We start from the raw sequence: 14,517 nt of genomic DNA, 5'->3' as shown, positions 1-14,517 counted from the left end.
ACCGCTTACTGGCGGATGGCTTCCTGGAAAGACAGCGCCTGTTCGGTGTGCTGGGCGCGCTCGGCGATCCAGTCGATCACCTGCTCTTCCATCACCCGGTTCTGCAGTCCACTCATCAACTGGGGGTCGTTGCGGTACAACTCAATGACCTGTTCCGGCTCTTCGTAGGTCGAGGCGATCAGACGCAGCGTCTCGTTCAGGCGCTTGGAATCCAGGCGCAGCTGGTTGGTGCGGGCGACCTCGCCCACCAGCAGGCCGACCAGCACGCGCTTGCGGGCGGCGTCCTTGAAGCCTTCGTGGGCGTCGGCCGGGACCTGCACCTGCTGGCCGTTGCGCTGGGCCTGTTCCACGGTCTGCTGGAGCATGGCGCGGGCTTCGTTCTCGACCAGGCGGGGCGGCATTTCCACGTGCGAGTACGCGGCGATCAGCTGCTCGCCCACTTCGCGGCGCAGGCGGGTCATCAGCGCGCCCTTGAGCTCGCGCTCCAGATTGGTGCGGATATCGGAGCGGAACTGCTCCAGATCGCCGCCCTTCACGCCGAAACTCTTGACGAACTCCTTGTCCACTTCCGGCATCACCGATTCGGAAACCTCGGTGACCTTGAGGTAGACCTGGACCTGGCGGCCGGCCAGTTGGGCCACGCGCCAATCGGCCGGGAAATTGACCGTGATGTCCTTTTCCTCGCCCTTGGCCATGCCCACCAGCGCATTCTCGATGTCGCTGTACATCACGCCCGAGCCGATCAGGGTGGCGCCCTTTTCGATGCCCTCGGCCGGCAGACGCTCTTCCCCGGCCTGCGACCAGGTTTCCAGGGCCACGCGGTCGCCCTGCTGGGCGGCGCGCTGCACCGGCTGGAAGGTACGGCGCTGCAGGCGCAGGTTTTCGATCATCTGGTCGATGTCGGCGTCGACGACCTCGGCGGTGTGCCGGGTCACGTTGAGCTTGGCGACGTCGATATCGCCGAAATCGGGCACCACTTCGAAGGTGGCGACCCATTCCAGCTCACCGGCGCCGGCCGGCTCCAGGCGCGGATTGCCGGCCAGCCGCAGCGACTGTTCGCGCACGGCCGAATCGAAGGTTTCGCGCAGAAGGCCGTTCAGCGCCTCGCTGCGGACCTGCTGCCCGTAGCGCTGCTCGATCACTTTCTGCGGCACCTTGCCGGGGCGGAAGCCCTTGATCCGCGCCGTGCGGGCCAGCTCGCGCAGGCGGCCGCCGATATGGGTGTCCAGGCGCTCGGCCGGAAGGGTGAAACTCATGCGGCGCTCGAGGTTGCCGAGCGATTCGACCGAAACTTGCATATCCACTGACTCCTGGGCCACGGAAACGTCCGCGGCACGATGTTGATGATCTGATTGGCCGGTAGCGCAGTCGTGGGACTGGCGCGGAACCGGCGCAACGCAATAGTTTCGCCGATTACGGGTTTGGCTGCCAGCAAAAGGCCGCGGAGGGGGCCTGCTGGGCTGGCGATGCGGCGGTTTTGACCGGACATTTTGGCCCCACGCTCAGGCGGAGCCAGCAAAAAAGCGGCAACTCCGGACATTTGGCCGGGCAAACAGCCCATTGCCAGGCATGGCCACGCGCTGCGGCGCTTGTTCCTGCCGCCGCCGCAAGTTGTCCGGGGCGCGGTGCGAAAGGGGGGACTCGAACCCCCACGGGGGTTACCCGCTGGAACCTAAATCCAGTGCGTCTACCAATTCCGCCACTTTCGCTGGTCCGTCGCCATTGTATCCGCCAGCCCGGCCGGCCACAAAAATAAAGCGCCCGGTGTGACCGAACGCTTCGGATAGCGCCCCCGACGACCCAACCAATGGGCCTGCCATAGCGAGGCTTGTAGACGCATACCGGCGGGGCTAGAGTGCTGACAAATCCAATGGACGGTGACCTCATGCGCGCAGCGATCTTTTGCTTTTTCCTCCTACTGTCGGCCCCCGCCTTGGCGGACACGTATGCCTTCGGCAACCGCCTCGTTGTGTCCGGCGACGGCGCCGGCAAAGTGATGGAAGTCGCCGGGAAGCCCGATCGCATCGTTAATCTGGAAAATGAGCAGGGCGCCGTCTACGGCGAACGGTGGGACTACTACCTCGGGGGCAAGACAGTCTCCATCTATCTGATCGACGGCATCGTCAAGCAAATTACTGAAGCCCGTTGAAGTCCAAGCATGGCAACCAGAGCAATTGTGCCTGATTGTCGTCGCAGCTCTTTTGAAGACCGTTTAGTTGACCGCGCCCCTCGCCCTTCCCGGCCGACCGTGTAACGCACGAAAAAACCATCATGACCTACGCTGGATTAGCCGCGCTACTGCCCAATCCATCGCAACTTACTATTTGTTGATCGAACCTCTATAAAGAACGTTAAAAATCAATGTGGCAATCGCTGCAGTAATCAGTACATACACTAGGTCGGCTGCAACGAATGCTCCGTTCCTAACAACACTGATAACAAGCAGTGAGACAAGGATTAGCAAGAAGAACACAATCGTTCTCTGAAACATGACAAGACCTCGAATTAAGATATAGCTGTGAGGCTCTTGAGCCCCACAGCCATATGTATGAGCGGTGTTTATTCCGTAGCGTCAGCAGCCATACATGTAGCGAATTGACCCACAAAACCGGCCACAGCACCAATTGCAGCTCCCATCAGACCACCCGCTACTGCGCCACCAACTATTCCTGTAACCATTGTGTCTCTAAGAGCGCCTGCAGTGCATTGGGAAGGACCTGGGCCGCTGCCAGTCAATGTTCCGCCCCGACTCAGGTTGGGTACTCCCACACCACCCGCAACACTGAAGATTTCTTGGGTATTTAGGGTTCTCATTATTTTTCTCCATTGAATCTGCGCAAATCCTTTGCGCCAAGGGTCAGAGAGACACCTAATAAACTCTCTACAGCAACATACGTACCGCAGTGCTGTATTTGTTTATAGACCAAAATCGAGAACCAGCGGTTCGCGTTTTACGAACGACCAACCACAAGAGAGGAACACCACCTTGCGGTACACCCACGACCTGCCTGAGATGCCGCCACCACAGTGCAAGCCGGCGGCCCGGGAATGATCACGATGACCACACCGACGCCGACATGGCCGCGCTACTGCCGAAGGTGGAGGCCGACGTGCAGTTAACCCTACGCGGTGTGCGGTTCCGGGTTACCTAGGTGATCGAGAGCGCAGACACGTCCTTTCCGAGCAACTCACTGGGGATCGGCGGACTAGATGCGACCCTGGAGGCCGGCTGCGGGCCCTGTAGATGGCCCTGATAAATGCCGGCGAAACGCCATTATTTTCTCGGCGATTTTCCCGGAAGGCGGATTTCGGACAAAAAAATGGCACTCAGGGAGACCTAAGTGCCTGTTTTTATTGGTGGGCTGTGAAGGATTCGAACCTTCGACCTATTGATTAAGAGTCAACTGCTCTACCAACTGAGCTAACAGCCCTGAAACTGTGGATATTGTAACAAGTCGCAGCGGCGTCAGGAACCCGCTGCGACCTTTTCGATATGGGGTGGAAGACGGGATTTGAACCCGCGACCCCCGGAATCACAATCCGGTGCTCTAACCAACTGAGCTACATCCACCATAAATAACGAACTACCAGTACAACCTACCGCAGTGGCGCGCCCGACAGGACTCGAACCTGTAACCGCCGGCTTAGAAGGCCGGTGCTCTATCCGGTTGAGCTACGGGCGCTCGGTCCGGGATTGTCGCATCCAGCCGGTGGACATCCTATCCATTCGACGGCACCTGAGTGGTCGGGGTAGAGGGATTCGAACCCCCGACCCTCTGGTCCCAAACCAGATGCGCTACCAGACTGCGCTATACCCCGACTCGGGTCCCGCATCGCCGTGCAGGCCAACAAGGCCGCGTATTGTCGGAAGCTGCGCCCCCGCTGTCAAACCGCGGGGCTGGCGAACTTCCCTGATTCCGTAACGGTCATGCGATATCCTCCCAAGCTTGGGGACGCAGGTCCGAAACGAAGGAGCAGGCAAAGATGATACGCAGCGGCAATCCGGCACTGAAAGAATCCACCTTCCTCGATCTGGGCAGCGGCGCGGTAGTCTCGCGCGACGCCGGCGCGATGACCCTGAACGGAACCGTCAACAAGACCGGCATCCTGTTGCTGCTGTCTGTGCTTACGGCCGCTTTTGCGTGGAATCAGATCGAATTCACCGCCGACGGCGCGACCGGCGGCGGCATTTACCTGTGGGGCGGCCTGATCGGCGGTTTCGTGCTGGCCCTGATCACCACCTTCAAGAAGGCCTGGGCCCCGGTCACCGCGCCGATGTATGCGCTGGTGGAAGGCTTGTTCTTGGGCGCCATCTCGGCCATATACAACCAGTGGCACGAGGGCATCGTGCTACAGGCGGTGATGCTGACTATGGGTACCTTGTTCGCCCTGCTGTTCGCCTACCGCAGCGGCCTGATCAAGGCCACAGAGAATTTCAAGCTCGGGGTGGTCGCCGCGACCGGCGGCATCGCCTTGGTCTATCTGGCGACCATTGTGCTGGGCCTCTTCAACATAAATATTCCGATGATCCACGAGTCGGGACTGGTGGGCATCGGCTTCAGCCTGTTCGTGATCGTGATCGCGGCGCTGAACCTGGTGCTGGACTTCGATTTCATCGAAACCGGCGTCGAACAGGGCGCACCGAAGTACATGGAGTGGTACGGCGCATTCGGTCTTATGGTCACCCTGGTGTGGCTGTACATCGAGTTCCTGCGCCTGCTGCAGAAGCTCTATTCGCGCTGAGCCTCCTGTTGCAAGACGATGGAAAAGGGGCGCAATGCGCCCCTTTTCCTTTTAGGCGTCCGCAGCGACGGACGCCTTGCGGCGATGCGGCCACAGCATGAAGGCGATGGTCACGCCGACCAGGAACCAGCAGTAGTGTGCCTTGCCCACCAGCGCCAGCGGCGACAGGCCCGCCAGCGATGCGGCGAGCAGGATCTGCGCACCGTAGGGCAACAGGCTCTGCACGCTGCAGACGAAGATATCCAGCAGGCTCGCTGCGCGCGCAGGCGGCACATCGTGACGTTCGGCGATATCGCGAGCAACGCTGCCGCTGATCAATATGGCTACGGTGTTGTTGGCGGTGAACACGTCGGTGACCGAAGCCAGTGCGGCGATGCTCCACTCGCCCGTCCTGCGGCCATCGCTGCCGCGCGCGATGCGCGAAATGGCCCTGGCCAGCCATGCCAGGCCGCCGCTGGCCTTGATCAGCGCACCCAGGCCACCGATGAACAACGCCAGCAGGGTGATCTCCACCACGCTCTCGAAACCGGCGTAGATGTCGGTGGAGAACGCCGCTATTCCGTAATCGGAACTTGTGGCGTAGCCGAATACTCCGGCGACCACCAGGCCTATGCTCAGTACCAGCAGCACATCCAGTCCGATCACCGCCAATACCAGCACCAGCACATAGGGCAGCACCAGCCACGGCGATGCGGTCTGCGCGGCCTGCGCCGGCGAGGCCTCTCCTGAGAAGGCCAGCACCAGGATGGTCAGCAGCGCCGCCGGCAAGGCGATCTTGAGGTTCTCGCGGAATTTTTCGCGCACACTGCAGCCCTGGGTGCGCGCGGCGGCAATGGCGGTGTCCGAAATCACCGAGAGGTTGTCGCCGAAGGTGGCGCCGCCGATGACCGCGCCGATCACCAGCGCACGGTCCAGCCCCGACGCGTCGGAGATACCCAGGGCGATGGGCGCCACCGCGGCGATGGTGCCCATCGAGGTGCCGATCGCCAGCGACAGGAACCCGGCGATCAGAAACATCCCCGGCAAGATCAACGCCGGCGGCAGCGCACCCACTCCCAGCGAGACCACCGCATCTACCGCGCCGATCTGCTTGGTGACCATGGCGAATGCGCCCGCCAACAAAAAGATCAGGCACATCAGGATGATGTTGGAGTCGCCGATGCCTTCCAGCAGCGTATCGACGGCCTTCACTCCGCGCCGATGCGCGATCCACAACCCCAGCGCCAACGCCGGCAGGATCGCCACCGGCGCGTGCAGTTGGTAGAAGCCCATCGCATCGCCCTGTGCTGTGAAGTACAGGCCCGCGCCGAAGAAGATAAGCAGGAAGACCAGCAGCGGGGTCAGCGCAACAGCGCTGGGACGGACTTGCATAGGATCGCTCGACCTGTTTCGGGGAATGGGATTGTGCGTGGCATCGACCGACGCCAGAAACCCCATGCCTGGGACAGGCGGAAACAAAAACGGGACGCTGAGCGTCCCGTTCGGTCAATCGCACGATGGCGGCGATCAGAGCCGGTTGGCGATCGCCTTGGCGAAGGACATGGTGGTGCCCTCGCCGCCCAGATCCGGGGTCAGCGAATCCTTGGCTTCCAGAGTCGCCACGATCGCGTTGCGCAGGCGTTCGGCATTCTGCGGCTGGCCGATATGGTCGAGCATCTGCGCGGCGCCCAGCAGCAGAGCGCAGGGGTTGGCAATACCTTTGCCGGCGATGTCCGGCGCCGAACCGTGCACCGCTTCGAAAATCGCCGCTTCAGTGCCGATGTTGGCGCCCGGCGCCAGACCCAGGCCACCGACCAGACCGGCGCACAAGTCGGAGATGATGTCGCCGAACAGGTTGGTGGTGACGATGATGTCGAACTGTTCCGGACGCATCACCAGCTGCATGCAGGTGTTGTCCACGATCATCTCATTGCACTGGATCTCGGGATACTGCGCCGCGACTTCGCGCGCCACTTTCAGGAACAGCCCCGAGGTCGATTTCAGGATATTGGCCTTGTGCACCACCGTGACTTTCTTGCGCCCGGTCTTGCGGGCCAGGTCGAAGGCATAGCGCACGATGCGTTCGGAGCCGGTGCGCGTGATCTTCTGAGTCAGCAGCGCGGTTTCGCCGTCTTCCGACACGCTCTGGCCTTCGCCGATATACGCGCCTTCGGTGTTTTCGCGCACCGTGATCAAGTCCACGCCGCTCGGGAACCGCGATTTGGTGTTCGGAAACGATTTGGCCGGACGCACGTTGGCGTACAGATCGAAGCGCTTGCGCAATTCGACGTTGATCGAGCTGAAACCTTCGCCCACCGGCGTGGTCAGCGGGCTCTTCAGAGCGATGCGGTTCTTGCGGATGGAATCCATGGTGGCTTGCGGCAGCAGTTCGCCATGCTTTTCCAGGGCGGCCAGGCCGGCATCGGCATTCTCATAGGCCAGACCGACGTTCATGCTGTCGAGCACGTACAGGGCGGCGTCCATGATTTCCGGGCCGATGCCATCGCCGCGGATGACGGTGATCGTCTGGGTCATTGCGTTGGGGTTCCGAACAAGGGCGAGGGCGCTGCAGGTTGCCCAGCGCAGTCGCGGGAAGAAGGGATGCGCAATTATGCCCGATCGGGGCTTTGGACCCCAAATCGACGTTGGTCTTACTGCTTTTCCTTCTCCCACCGGGAGAAGAGCCTGCCCCGTACGTGATATGGGGGCGGATGAGGGAGCGGACTATCCGATTGCGATACAGGTTCCGTGGGTTGGAATTCTCCCTCCCTCATCCGTCGCTGCGCGCCACCTTCTCCCGATGGGAGAAGGAACAGCCCTTACCCGTGATCGTGGGCGACAGGCGCGGATGCCCCCGCTTCCAGCTGATCCAGGAAATCCACCGCCCTGCGCAGATGCGGAATGACGATGGAACCGCCCACCACCAGCCCGACCGAGAAAGTCTCGAAGAACTCCTCGCGGCTGACCCCGGCGTCCTTGCACTGGGCTACGTGGTAGCTGATGCAGTCATCGCAACGCAGCACCATCGAGGCCACCAGACCCAGCAGTTCCTTGGTCTTCACGTCCAGCGCGCCGGCCTGGTAGGTCTGCGTGTCCAATGCGAAGAAGCGGCGCACGACCTGGTTGGGTTCGGCCAGGATGCGTTCGTTCATGCGCTGGCGGAACTCGGTGAATTCGGCCAAGCGCTCGCCGCCCTGATCCTGCTTGCCGCCGTTCATGCCGGTTCTCCGGCCTGGCCGGCCAGCAGCGGCTCGAGCTTGCCGGCGCGATGCAGGGCGATCATGTCGTCGTAGCCGCCCACGTGGGTCTGGCCGATGAAGATCTGCGGCACACTGGTGCGGTTGGTCTTGGCGATCATTTCCTGGCGCTGGCTGAAATCCAGGTCGATGCGCACCTCGGTCCAGACCTGGCCCTTGCTCTTGAGGAAGTTCTTGGCGGCCACGCAATACGGACAGATGGCACTGGTGTATAGAGTGATTTGCGGCGCGCCGGTTACGGCAGGGCCGGTTGCAGCAGGATCAGTCACGGGAATTCTCGGCAACAATCATGGTCAGAAGACTATGGTGGCATGGCCGGGCGTTACCAGCCCGCAAACTGGAACGCTACGGACCGCTGTGAGTTAACCGCCTATTCACCCGGCTGCGAACCCCGCAGGTCATCCTGCTTCACGACTCAACGGCCTACCTCCTGGAGTAACGCTTGCGCCCTTCCCTGCTCGCCCTCGCTCTGACGCTGGCAATCGCGGCGCCCCTGGTCCGGGCGCAGGACTCGAAGCTTCCGGATATCGGCTCCTCGGCCGGCGAGCTGCTGACCCCGGCGCTTCAGGCCGAGTACGGCGGCATGATGCTGCGCGAGTTGCGCAACTACGGCTACCTGCTGGAAGACCCGCTGTTGAACGAGTGGCTGCAGGACATGGGAGGACGGCTGGGCGCCGACAGCGACCAACCGCGCCAGCCCTTCACTTTTTTCCTGCTCAAGGACCGGCAGATCAATGCGTTCGCCACTCTTGGCGGATACATCGGCGTCAATGCCGGCCTGATCCTGACCGCCGAGCGCGAAGACGAAGTGGCGGCGGTGATTTCCCACGAGATCGCCCACGTCACCCAGCAGCATGTCCTGCGCGGAGTGGAACGCGCGCAACGCGACCAGATCCCTATCCTGCTGGGCATGCTGGGCGCCATCGTGGCGGCCCAGGCGGTAGGCGGAAATTCCAGCAGCGATGCTTCGCAGGCGGCCATCGCCAGCGCCATGGGGCTGATGGCGCAGCGGCAGATCGACTACACCCGCTCCAACGAAGCCGAAGCCGACCGCGTAGGCATCCGCACCCTGTCGCGCGCCGGTTACGACGTCGGCGCCATGGCCGGCTTCTTCGAACGCATGTCCCAGGCCATGCGCGGCAACCGCGGCGGCGACCGCGAGCGCACGCCCGATTATCTGCAGACCCACCCGGTCACCACCACCCGCATCAGCGAAGCCCGCGAACGCGCCGAGCAGATCCTGCGCGAAACCACCATCCCGGTCACCACCACCACTCCGGGCGGTACCCAGTCCGAGCGGATTCCACGCAACCCCTCCTATGCTGCGCCCGGCACTTCCAACCCCCTGCTGCCCAGTTCGCTGCTGATGTCGGTGGGGACTTTTTCCAAGGGCGCCAGCGGCCAGTTCGACTGGGCCCGGGAACGGCTGCGGGTACTCAGCGCGGACACGCCCACCCAGGCTATCGCCGAGTACGAACGCATACGCCAAAGCAGCGGCAAGGGCCTCAGCGACGCGCAGAAGTACGGCCTGGCCCTTGCCCGCCTGCGCGCCAACAGCCCGGCCGTGGCGGTCGGCGAACTGCAGCCGCTGTTGGACAAGAACCCCGGCAATCTCTGGCTGGCGCTGGCACTGGGCCAGGCCGAGTCGCGCAGCGGCAAGGTCGAAGCGGCCAATCAGCGCTTTTCCGCCTTGCTGCGGCAGTCGCCCGACAACCGGGCCATCGCACTGGGCTATGCCCAGGTCTTGAACGAGCAAGGTACCCGCGAATCGGGCCTGCGCGCGCAGGCCGTGCTGCGGCCTCTGCAAGGCAGTTCGGCCGACGACCCGGTGTTCCAGCAGGATCTGGCCCGCGCCAACGAACTGGCCGGCGATCTGACCCGCGCGGGCGAAGCCTACGCCGAAGCTGCGTTCCTGAATGGCCGTCCCGAGCAGGCCCTGGTCCAACTGCAGAACCTGAAGAAGCGCGACGACCTGGATTACTACGCGCGCGCCCGCATCGACGCCCGCATCGCCTCGATCACCCCGCAAGTGCTGGAACTCAGACGCCAGGGCATCCGCGACCCGGACGTGGACCGGCGCTAGGCCCGCCGACATTCCGGAAATACGCCTGCACTGACACCGTCTTGTCACATGACACAGGCCCGGCACAGGCCCCGGCCGCCCGTGCTGTCACCTGATAGTCATAAAAACGTCGTCTACTTGCATGCCATGGCACACAATGCTACGGCAACAGCAGGCAGGACACGACATGCAAAAGCACATCCTCATCGTCGATGACGAGCCGGCCATCCGCGACATGGTTGCGTTCGCCTTGCGCAAGGGAGATTTCGAACCCGTGCACGCCGGCGATGCGCGCGAAGCGCAGACCGCCATCGCCGACCGGGTTCCCGACCTGATCCTGCTGGACTGGATGCTGCCCGGCACCAGCGGCCTGGAACTGGCCCGGCGCTGGCGCAAGGACGCCCTGACCCGCGATGTGCCCATCATCATGCTGACTGCGCGCGGCGAGGAAAACGACCGTGTCGGCGGGCTGGAGGCCGGCGTGGACGACTACGTGGTCAAGCCATTCTCGGCCCGCGAACTGCTGGCCCGCATCCGCGCGGTGATGCGCCGGTCCCGTGAAGACGACGAGGACGGCAGCATCGCCGTGGGCGGCCTGCGCATCGATGGCGCCGCGCACCGCGTGTTCGCCGGCGATTCGCCGGTGCCGATCGGCCCGACCGAATACCGCCTGCTGCATTTCTTCATGACCCACCCCGAACGCGTCTACAGCCGTACCCAGCTGCTGGACCATGTATGGGGCGGCAGCGTGTACGTGGAGGAGCGCACCGTGGACGTGCATATCCGCCGCCTGCGCAAGACGCTGGAGCCGCACGGGGTGGAAAACATGGTGCAGACGGTGCGCGGGTCGGGGTACCGGTTCTCGGCCTCGATCTAGAAGATCGGGATTCGGGATTTGGGATTCGGGATTTGTAAGAACTTGTCACCTAGAGCTATTAGGATCTATTGATTCTCCGCTCTGGCCCGGCTCCTGATTGACGAATCCTCAATCCCGAATCCCGAATCCCAACGACTTATGCCTCAACACATCCGCTCCGCCTGGTTCAAGACCCTCGGCCAACTGGTCGCGGTGCTGGCGGTGGCTGCGCTGGTGGGCTGGTTGCTGGGGCATGTCTGGGCTGTGGTCACTTTCGCCGCATTGGGTGTGGTGGCCTGGCACTACTGGCGGCTGCGCAAGGTTCTGTTGCGGCTGACGGCGCGGCAACGGATGGAACCGGCGCGCGGCGATGGCGTATGGAACGAACTGGACCGCCTGCTCTACCGCGGCCAGTCGGAAATGCGCACCCGCAAACGCAGATTGCTGGACATGCTGCGCGCCTATCGCGCTGCCGCCGCAGCTCTGCCCGATGCAGTGGTGGTGGTGGAACGCAACACCCAGCGCGTGCAATGGTTCAACAAAGCGGCGACCACTCTGCTCGGCCTGCAGCACACCGACATGGGCACGCCCATCGGCGAACGCCTGCAACCGATGTCGCTTTCGCACTGGCTGGCGGCCGGCCGCAACGCCGAACCGATGCTGGATGCCGCATCGCCGGTCGATCCCGAACTCCGCCTCAATCTGCGCCTGATTCCCTATTCGGATCAGTACTGGCTGCTGGTCGCGCGCGATGTCAGCAAGATGCTACGGCTGGAACAAGTGCGTCAGGATTTCGTGGCCAACGTCTCGCACGAATTGCGCACGCCGTTGACCGTGATCCACGGCTATCTGGACATGCTGGACCCGACCGATTTCCCGGAATGGACGCCGATCCTGGCCGAGATGCAGCGGCAGTCGCAACGCATGACCCAGCTCGTGGAGGACCTGCTGACCCTGTCGCGGCTGGAAGCGCAGGACAGCCTGCCCGACGAAAGCGTGGCGATGGCGCCGATGCTGGCTACCCTGAAACGCGAAGCCGAAGCCTTGAGCCTTCACCGGCATACGCTGGTGGTGGTGGACGAAGCCGGGTGCGACCTGTGGGGTTCCAACAAGGAACTGCACAGCGCTTTCTCCAACCTGGTCAGCAATGCGGTGCGCTATACGCCGGTCGGCGGCACCATCACCCTGCGCTTCGCGCGCGAGGCCGACGGCGCGGTGCTGAGCGTGCGCGATACCGGCTACGGCATCCCACAATCGCACCTGCCGCGCATCACCGAGCGCTTCTACCGCGTCTCCACCAGCCGCTCGCGCGAAAGCGGCGGCACCGGCCTGGGCCTGTCGATCGTCAAGCATGTGCTCAACCTGCATCAGGCCAGGCTGGAGATAGCGAGCGAAGTCGGCCAGGGCAGCACTTTCTCCATCCATTTCGGCGCCGAACGGGTGCACCCGCGAGACCCCGCTGCAGCACATCCTCCTTCCCAGAGCCAGATCGCATGACTGCCGCCTACCCCAGCCTGCCCGCCATCGACGCTCCCAGCGAGGGCGATCCGCTGCGCGATCCGTCGCTGTACCTCAATCGCGAGTTGTCGCAGCTGGATTTCAACTTCCGGGTGCTGGCGCAGGCGCTGGATCCGCAAGTGCCGTTGCTGGAGCGGCTGCGTTTTCTGTGCATTTCTTGCACCAACCTGGACGAATTCTTCGAGATCCGCGCCGCCACCGTGCGCCACGCCATGGATTTCGGAGTGCCCGCCGCCGCCGACGGCATGAGCCCGGCGAGCATCCTCAACAAGATCCACGACCGCGCCGCGCAACTGGTCGATGCGCAGTACAAATGCTGGAACGAGGTGATCCGCCCTTCGCTCAACGAAGCCGGCGTGCGCGTGCTGGGGCGCGATTCCTGGAACGCGCGGCAGACGCGCTGGCTGCGCGCCTATTTCCGCGACGAAATCATGCCGGTACTGTCGCCGCTTGGCCTGGATCCGTCGCATCCGTTCCCGAAAATCCTCAACAAGTCGCTGAACATCGTGGTGGTGCTGAAGGGCAAGGATGCGTTCGGACGCGCCGGCCACCTGGCCATCGTGCGTGCGCCGCGTTCGCTGCCCCGTATCATCCATCTGCCGCAACGCGTATCCGGCGGCGAGCACGACTTCGTGCTGCTGTCCTCGGTGCTGTCGGCCTTCGCCGACGAGATGTTCCCGGGCATGGAAGTCAAAGGCGCCTACCAGTTTCGCGTAACCCGCAATTCCGAGCTGGTAGTGGACGAAGCCGAAGTCGAGAACCTGGCGCTGGCCTTGCGCGACGAACTGGTCGGCCGCGGCTACAACCCGGCGGTGCGGCTGGAAATCGCCAAGGACTGCCCCAAGCCGATCATGCGCACGCTGCTGCAGAATTTCGATCTGCCGGAAAATGCGGTCTATCTGATCGACGGGCCGGTCAACCTGAATCGCGTCACCCAAGTCTACGATCTGGTGGCCAGGGCGGAGCTGAAGTACCCCAGCTTCACCCCGCGCACGCTGCGCGGACAGGACGCCATGTTCGAGACCGTCGACGACGGCGATGTGCTGATGCACCACCCCTTCGACGCCTTCACGCCGGTGCTGGAACTGATCCGCCAGTCGGCCACCGACCCCAACGTGCTGGCGATCAAGCAGACGCTGTACCGCACCGGCAAGGATTCGGCCATCGTCGATGCGCTGATCCTAGCCGCGCGCAACGGCAAGGACGTCACCGTGGTGGTGGAACTGCGCGCGCGCTTCGACGAGGACGCCAACCTGGGCGTGGCCGACCGCCTGCAGGAAGCCGGGGTGCAGGTCGTCTACGGCGTGGTCGGCTTCAAGACCCACGGCAAGATGCTGCTCATCGTGCGCCGCGAAGGCCGCAAGCTGCGCCGCTACGTGCACCTGGGCACCGGCAACTACCACAGCGGCACCGCGCGCGCGTACACCGACCTGGGCCTGATCACCGCCGATCCGGATATCGGCAACGACGTGCACCTGCTGTTCCAGCAGCTGTCGGGGCTGGCGCCTTCCACCAAGCTCAAGCGCCTGCTGCAGTCGCCTTTCACCCTGCATACGGGCTTGTTGAAGAAGATCGAGCGCGAAGCCAAGCTCGCGCGCGCCGGCAAAACCGGCCGCATCATCATCAAGATCAACGCCATCAACGAGCCACGCATCATCCGCGCGCTGTACGCCGCTTCGCAGGCCGGGGTCGGCATCGACCTGATCGTGCGCGGCGCCTGCGCGCTGCGTCCGGGCGTACCGGGAGTGTCTGAGAACATCCGCGTGCGCTCCATCGTCGGTCGCTTCCTCGAGCACAGCCGCATCTACTGGTTCGGCAACGACGGCGAACCCGAGCTCTACTGCGCCAGTGCGGACTGGCTGGAGCGCAATCTGCTGCACCGTGTGGAGACCTGCTTCCCGATCCTGGACGAAGACCTGGCCGAGCGCGTGTTCAAGGAAGCTCTGCAGAACTACCTGGACGACAACTGCAACGCCTGGGAACTGGATGCCGACGGCGAATACCACAAGCTGTCGCCCGCCGAAGGCGAGACGCCGCATTCGGCGCAGGCTGCGTTGCTGGCCAAGGTCTGACGTTCCCTCGTGTAGAGCCGGGCTTGCTCG

The 14,517-nt window shown here is 63.3% G+C and carries 11 protein-coding genes and 5 tRNA genes; 6 read left to right on the top strand and 10 right to left on the bottom strand.

Features of this window, described 5'->3' with window-relative positions:
- Positions 1–5: 5 nt before the first annotated feature.
- The gene (gene tig, locus BLR66_RS00470; RefSeq protein WP_093279688.1) at positions 6–1,298 is read right to left on the bottom strand and encodes a trigger factor; all 1,293 of its coding nucleotides are present in this window, start codon (positions 1,296–1,298) and stop codon (positions 6–8) included.
- Positions 1,299–1,626: 328 nt separating this feature from the next.
- Positions 1,627–1,709, bottom strand: a tRNA-Leu gene (locus BLR66_RS00465).
- Positions 1,710–1,885: 176 nt separating this feature from the next.
- Between BLR66_RS00465 and BLR66_RS00460 the strand changes: the two genes are divergently transcribed.
- Entirely contained in the window at positions 1,886–2,149 is a 264-nt protein-coding gene (locus BLR66_RS00460) for a DUF2845 domain-containing protein (protein WP_143014512.1), read from the top strand.
- A gap of 1,206 nt (positions 2,150–3,355) precedes the next feature.
- Here BLR66_RS00460 and BLR66_RS00455 read toward each other — a convergent pair.
- The 4 genes from BLR66_RS00455 to BLR66_RS00440 all read right to left on the bottom strand — a co-directional run bounded on the left by BLR66_RS00455 (position 3,356) and on the right by BLR66_RS00440 (position 3,819).
- Positions 3,356–3,431: transfer RNA gene (locus tag BLR66_RS00455), tRNA-Lys, on the bottom strand.
- A 63-nt stretch (positions 3,432–3,494) separates the two neighbouring features.
- Positions 3,495–3,571, bottom strand: a tRNA-His gene (locus BLR66_RS00450).
- A gap of 35 nt (positions 3,572–3,606) precedes the next feature.
- Positions 3,607–3,683 (bottom strand) — tRNA-Arg (locus BLR66_RS00445).
- 59 nt (positions 3,684–3,742) lie between these two features.
- A tRNA-Pro gene (locus BLR66_RS00440) sits at positions 3,743–3,819 on the bottom strand.
- A 168-nt stretch (positions 3,820–3,987) separates the two neighbouring features.
- On the opposite strand from BLR66_RS00440, the gene BLR66_RS00435 reads away from it, so the two are divergent.
- Positions 3,988–4,743, top strand: a complete 756-nt coding sequence (locus BLR66_RS00435; protein WP_093284068.1) for a Bax inhibitor-1/YccA family protein — start codon at positions 3,988–3,990, stop codon at positions 4,741–4,743.
- Positions 4,744–4,794: 51 nt separating this feature from the next.
- On the opposite strand, the gene BLR66_RS00430 is transcribed toward BLR66_RS00435, so the two are convergent.
- From BLR66_RS00430 to grxC, 4 genes are all read right to left on the bottom strand, one after another.
- A complete protein-coding gene (locus BLR66_RS00430; RefSeq protein WP_093279686.1) occupies positions 4,795–6,114 on the bottom strand; it encodes a Na+/H+ antiporter NhaC family protein in 1,320 nt (439 codons plus the stop codon).
- 135 nt (positions 6,115–6,249) lie between these two features.
- The gene (locus BLR66_RS00425) at positions 6,250–7,257 is read right to left on the bottom strand and encodes an isocitrate dehydrogenase (RefSeq protein WP_093279685.1); all 1,008 of its coding nucleotides are present in this window, start codon (positions 7,255–7,257) and stop codon (positions 6,250–6,252) included.
- A gap of 284 nt (positions 7,258–7,541) precedes the next feature.
- Positions 7,542–7,940, bottom strand: coding sequence for a carboxymuconolactone decarboxylase family protein (locus BLR66_RS00420; RefSeq protein ID WP_093279684.1), 399 nt, complete (start codon positions 7,938–7,940; stop codon positions 7,542–7,544).
- Positions 7,937–8,248 (bottom strand): glutaredoxin 3, encoded by a 312-nt coding sequence (grxC, locus tag BLR66_RS00415; RefSeq protein WP_093279683.1) that lies wholly within the window; start codon positions 8,246–8,248, stop codon positions 7,937–7,939. The genes BLR66_RS00420 and grxC overlap by 4 nt, the downstream gene beginning before the upstream one ends.
- Positions 8,249–8,421: 173 nt before the next feature.
- Here grxC and BLR66_RS00410 point away from each other — a divergent pair, with 173 nt between their 5' ends.
- The 4 genes from BLR66_RS00410 to ppk1 all read left to right on the top strand — a co-directional run bounded on the left by BLR66_RS00410 (position 8,422) and on the right by ppk1 (position 14,487).
- Positions 8,422–10,062, top strand: coding sequence for a M48 family metalloprotease (locus tag BLR66_RS00410; RefSeq protein WP_093279682.1), 1,641 nt, complete (start codon positions 8,422–8,424; stop codon positions 10,060–10,062).
- A gap of 166 nt (positions 10,063–10,228) precedes the next feature.
- Entirely contained in the window at positions 10,229–10,918 is a 690-nt protein-coding gene (phoB, locus tag BLR66_RS00405; RefSeq protein WP_093279681.1) for a phosphate regulon transcriptional regulator PhoB, read from the top strand.
- Positions 10,919–11,056: 138 nt separating this feature from the next.
- On the top strand, positions 11,057–12,394 hold the full coding sequence (gene phoR, locus BLR66_RS00400; RefSeq protein ID WP_093279680.1) for a phosphate regulon sensor histidine kinase PhoR: 1,338 nt from the start codon (positions 11,057–11,059) through the stop codon (positions 12,392–12,394).
- Positions 12,391–14,487, top strand: coding sequence for a polyphosphate kinase 1 (ppk1, locus tag BLR66_RS00395; protein ID WP_093279679.1), 2,097 nt, complete (start codon positions 12,391–12,393; stop codon positions 14,485–14,487). The genes phoR and ppk1 overlap by 4 nt, the downstream gene beginning before the upstream one ends.
- Positions 14,488–14,517: the final 30 nt, after the last annotated feature.

Origin of the sequence: Pseudoxanthomonas sp. CF125 (assembly GCF_900104085.1) — a bacterium.
GTDB lineage: Bacteria > Pseudomonadota > Gammaproteobacteria > Xanthomonadales > Xanthomonadaceae > Pseudoxanthomonas_A.
This window is presented reverse-complemented; position numbering and strand designations above follow the sequence as displayed.

What these genes read in the sequence shown, in the direction of transcription:
- BLR66_RS00460 (WP_143014512.1), top strand. Translation starts at nt 1,886, where the DNA reads ATGCGCGCAGCGATCTTTTGCTTTTTCCTCCTACTGTCGGCCCCCGCC.
- ppk1 (WP_093279679.1), top strand. Translation starts at nt 12,391, where the DNA reads ATGACTGCCGCCTACCCCAGCCTGCCCGCCATCGACGCTCCCAGCGAG.
- phoR (WP_093279680.1), top strand. Translation starts at nt 11,057, where the DNA reads ATGCCTCAACACATCCGCTCCGCCTGGTTCAAGACCCTCGGCCAACTG.
- BLR66_RS00430 (WP_093279686.1), bottom strand. Translation starts at nt 6,114, where the DNA reads ATGCAAGTCCGTCCCAGCGCTGTTGCGCTGACCCCGCTGCTGGTCTTC.
- BLR66_RS00425 (WP_093279685.1), bottom strand. Translation starts at nt 7,257, where the DNA reads ATGACCCAGACGATCACCGTCATCCGCGGCGATGGCATCGGCCCGGAA.
- phoB (WP_093279681.1), top strand. Translation starts at nt 10,229, where the DNA reads ATGCAAAAGCACATCCTCATCGTCGATGACGAGCCGGCCATCCGCGAC.
- tig (WP_093279688.1), bottom strand. Translation starts at nt 1,298, where the DNA reads ATGCAAGTTTCGGTCGAATCGCTCGGCAACCTCGAGCGCCGCATGAGT.
- BLR66_RS00420 (WP_093279684.1), bottom strand. Translation starts at nt 7,940, where the DNA reads ATGAACGGCGGCAAGCAGGATCAGGGCGGCGAGCGCTTGGCCGAATTC.